The organism is Burkholderia sp. LMG 13014, assembly GCF_905232215.1.
Classification (GTDB): Bacteria; Pseudomonadota; Gammaproteobacteria; order Burkholderiales; family Burkholderiaceae; genus Burkholderia.
The window spans coordinates 1-4051 of record NZ_CAJNKE010000529.1; the positions used below are offsets into that span (position 1 = coordinate 1).

General features: G+C 66.7%; 4 protein-coding genes. 3 read left to right on the forward strand and 1 reads right to left on the reverse strand.

Annotation, left to right across the window (positions count from 1 at the left end; genetic code table 11):
* A partial coding sequence (locus tag JYJ84_RS30205; RefSeq protein ID WP_205189862.1) for a LysR family transcriptional regulator occupies window positions 1-942 on the reverse strand: 942 nt, incomplete at its 3' end.
* 363 nt (window positions 943-1305) lie between these two features.
* Here JYJ84_RS30205 and JYJ84_RS30210 point away from each other — a divergent pair.
* The 3 genes from JYJ84_RS30210 to JYJ84_RS30220 form a co-directional block, all read left to right on the forward strand.
* The gene (locus tag JYJ84_RS30210) at window positions 1306-2481 is read left to right on the forward strand and encodes an HPP family protein (protein WP_174956159.1); all 1176 of its coding nucleotides are present in this window, start codon (window positions 1306-1308) and stop codon (window positions 2479-2481) included.
* A 149-nt stretch (window positions 2482-2630) separates the two neighbouring features.
* Window positions 2631-3044: a MarR family winged helix-turn-helix transcriptional regulator gene (locus tag JYJ84_RS30215; RefSeq protein ID WP_043184389.1), complete on the forward strand. Its 414-nt coding sequence runs from the start codon at window positions 2631-2633 to the stop codon at window positions 3042-3044.
* A gap of 20 nt (window positions 3045-3064) precedes the next feature.
* Window positions 3065-4051, forward strand: a 987-nt coding sequence (locus JYJ84_RS30220) for a chloride channel protein (protein WP_205189863.1), incomplete at its 3' end; no start/stop codon positions are given.

A 4051-nucleotide genomic window follows, 5' to 3' on the forward strand; every position in this document is an offset into this window, starting at 1 on the left:
CTGTTCGGTCGTCAGCCGGTCGAGTTCGCGCAGGTCGTTCTCCAGCGCAGGCGTGAGCGTCGTGCGCAGGTGATCGAGGAACGTGCGGATCTTCGCGTCGAGATAGCGGCGCGTCGCGTAGACGGCGTACACGCTTACCGTCTGCAGCCGATACTCGGGCAGCACGCGAATCAGCCGCCCTTCGCGGATGTCGTCGAGCACCGTATACAGCGCGACGCACGCGATCCCGCGCCCGGCGCGCACCGCGACGCACAGCGCGTCCGGCACGTTGACCTGGAACGGCGCGGGCTGCAGTTCGTAGACGGCCTCCTCGCCATCGCTGCGCTCGAGCCGCCATTCACTGGCCGGCGATGCGGGCGTATCGAGGCGCAGGCATACGTGGTTCGGCAATTCGTCGGGCGACTGCGGCGTGCCGTGGCGCGCCAGGTATTCGCGCGACGCGACGAGCACGCTGCAGCTCGTGCCGCAGGTCTGCGCGACATAGCCCGAATCGGGCAGTTGCGACGCCGTCACGATCGAGACGTCGTAGCCCTCCTCGACGAGATTCGGCATTCGCTGGGCGAGCGTCAGCTCGACCGACACGTCGGGGTTGTCCTCCTGGTAGCGGACGATCGACGACACGACATGACTCTGTCCGAGCCCCGTCATCGCATGGATGCGCATCTTGCCGCTCGGCCGCAGCAAGGCGTTGCGCGCCTCCGCGTTCGCGTAGTCGATTTCCGCGAGGATCGATTTCGCGCGCTCGAAATAGCGTTCGCCGCTTTCGGTGAGGCCGAGGTGGCGCGTCGTGCGATGCAGCAGCCGCGTCTGTACGTGCGCTTCGAGGTTCGATACCGCGCGCGACACCTGCGCGGTGGTCGCGTCGATTTCCTTCGCGACCGCAGTAAAACTGCCGGCTTCGACAACGCGCACGAACAGGCGCATGTTTTCGAGCATGTCCATTGAATTGGCTTGGGGAGAGTCAGTGGGGAGGGGTTGGCAGCGCTCGCGTCAGACGAAAAACGGAACGCAGCCGCGAACCACGTCGAATCGATCACCGTGCCGGGGGAAAGGCGGGAGAGCGGGCATCGCGTACGTGGTTCTGGCATGACGGGGGATTCAGTGGCCCGAATTGTACGCCGCTGCAGACAAATTTGCGCGTTTGTCCGGCCTGCAAACTTTCATCGGATGAAAGGTTTTTGCAAGACAGGCCCGTCGCGCGCATGCAACGGCTTGATGCGATGCGACAATTTGTATCACGACGCGATATAATTCGCCGCTTGTCACTGCGCGCATCCGCGCTGTCATCTTTACCGCTTACCGTCCATGTCGTCAGGCTCTCCTTCGTCGCGCCGCACGTTGCGGCAATGGCTGCACAGCTTCATTCCCCATCCGATGTCGCTGGGCTGGCGCGAGCGCCTGCGTTCGTGCACGGGAGCGCTCGTCGGCATCGCGACGGTCGGCGTGACGATGCGGCTGCTGCCCGGCGTGCCGGGCCTCGTACCGCTGCTCGTCGCGCCGATGGGTGCATCGGCCGTGCTGCTGTTCGCCGTGCCGGCCAGCCCGCTCGCGCAGCCGTGGTCGATCATCGGCGGCAATCTCGTCGCGGCCACGGTCGGTGTCGCGTGCGCACAATGGATCGCCGATCCGATCACGGCCGCCGCGGTCGCGATCGCGTGCGCGATCGGGGGCATGTTCGTGCTGCGCTGCGTGCACCCGCCGTCGGGCGCCGTCGCGCTCACGGCCGTGGTCGGCGGCCCGGCGATCCATTCGCTCGGGTTCAGCTTCGTGCTGGAGCCGATCGCACTGCAATCGGCCGTCCTGCTGTCGGCCGCGCTTGCCTATCACGCGCTGACCGGGCATCGCTATCCGCACGGCGGCGTGCGTCCCGAAGCGAAACCGCAGGCAGGCGGCGCCGCACCGGCGCGCGGCGGCTTCACACGCGGCGACCTCGACGCGGTGCTGAAGCGCCGCGGCGAATGGCTCGACGTCGATCCGGACGATCTCGAAGCGCTGCTGCGCGAAACCGAGATGCAGGCCTATACGCGCACGTTCGGCCAGCTGTCGTGCGCCGACCTGATGACGAAGAATGCGATCGAAGTCGCGCCGTCGACGTCGATCGCGGCCGCGCTCACGCTGCTCGACCGCCACCGCGTGAAGGCGCTGCCCGTCGTCGACGGCGAAGGCCGCCTGACCGGCATCGTCACGCGCGCCGACCTCACGCGCCAGTTGCGCCGTCCGACCCCGCTTTGGCAACGCCTGTCCGCGCGGCTGCCGCAATCGTTCGGCGGCCAGCCGGCGAGCGTTGCCACCGTGATGACGCGCGACGTCGCGTGCGTGCCGGAAACGATGCCGATCACCGCGCTCGTTCCGCTGTTTACGCATTCGGGCCACCACCACATTCCGGTCGTCGATGCATCGCGCCGGCTCGTCGGGATCATTACGCAGACGGATCTCGTCACGGGCCTTTATCGGCAGACGCAAATACGCGAGGCCGCATAACGCATGCAGCGCACGCGGCGCACGCGGCGCACGTAACGCCATGTAACAGCAGAGCCACGCGAAATGCATTCATTTCGCAGGAATTCGGCCATTTATATCATGTTGTGATATATTTCTCGCTACCCAAACTGACTGTCCGACCGACCTCGATGAACGATACCCGACGCGCGCTGGCGAAAAGCGATTTCCAGCAACTGTCCGAGTTCCGCTACCAGATGCGCCGCTTCGAGCGCTTCTCCGAACGCGCCGCGCAAAGCGAAGGCGTGACGCCGCTGCAATACCTGCTGCTGCTGCACATCAAGGGCTACCCGCATCGCGAATGGGCGACCATCGGCGAACTCGCGGAACGCCTGCAGGCGCAGCATCACGGCGTCGTCGCACTGGTCACGCGCTGCGAAGCGCTCGGCCTCGTGAAGCGCAAGACGAGCGAAGCGGACCGCCGCCAGGTCGAGGTCCACCTCGAGCAAGCCGGCGAAACGCTGCTCGCCCGCCTCGCGGCCATGCATCGCGCCGAGCTGAAGTCGCTCAAGGACGCGTTCCAGGTCCCCCAGATCGATTACTGACCCCTGCTCTTTCCACTCCGATGAACGCACCACACAAACGCGATTTCGCGACCAACGACCGCCTGCCCAGGATCGCATTGCTTGCCGCCGGGATCGGCCTGCTCAGCACGCTGGCCGCATTCGTGCTGTTGAGCCTGATCCATCTGTTCACGAACCTGTTCTTCTACCAGCAGTTCTCGTTCGCCGACCGCTCGCCCGCGAACAACACGCTGGGCGCGTGGGTGATCGTCGTGCCGGTGATCGGCGGGCTGATCGTCGGGATGATGGCGCGCTTCGGTTCGGAAAAGATCCGCGGCCACGGCATTCCCGAAGCGATCGAGGCGATCCTGTTCGGCAAGAGCCGCATGTCGCCGAAGGTCGCGATCCTCAAGCCGCTGTCGTCCGGCGTCGTGATCGGCAGCGGCGGCCCGTTCGGCGCCGAAGGCCCGATCATCATGACGGGTGGCGCGCTCGGCTCGCTGATCGCGCAGTGCGTGCACGTGACCGCCGCCGAGCGCAAGACGCTGCTCGTCGCCGGTGCGGCCGCCGGCATGACAGCCGTGTTCGGCACACCGGTCGCCGCCGTGCTGCTCGCGGTCGAACTGCTGCTGTTCGAATGGCGTCCGCGCAGTTTCCTGCCGGTCGCGCTCGCCTGCGCGGTGGCCGGTTTCGCCCGCGCCGTGTTCTTCGGCGTCGATCCGCTGTTTCCGCTGACCACGGCCGTGCCGACGCCCGTCGCGCTGCTGTCGTGCATCGTCGCGGGCCTGCTGTCGGGCATGCTCGCATGCGGCCTGTCGGCGGCGCTGTATCGCGTCGAGGACACCTTTGCGAAGCTGCCGGTGCACTGGATGTGGTGGCCCGCGCTCGGCGCGATCGTGATCGGCATCGGCGGCTGGCTCGAGCCGCGCGCGCTCGGCGTCGGCTACGACGTGATCGGCGACCTGCTGCATCAGCACATCGCATTGAAGATCGCGCTCGCGCTGCTGATCGTGAAGGCCGTGATGTGGGTGATCGCGCTCGGCTCGGGC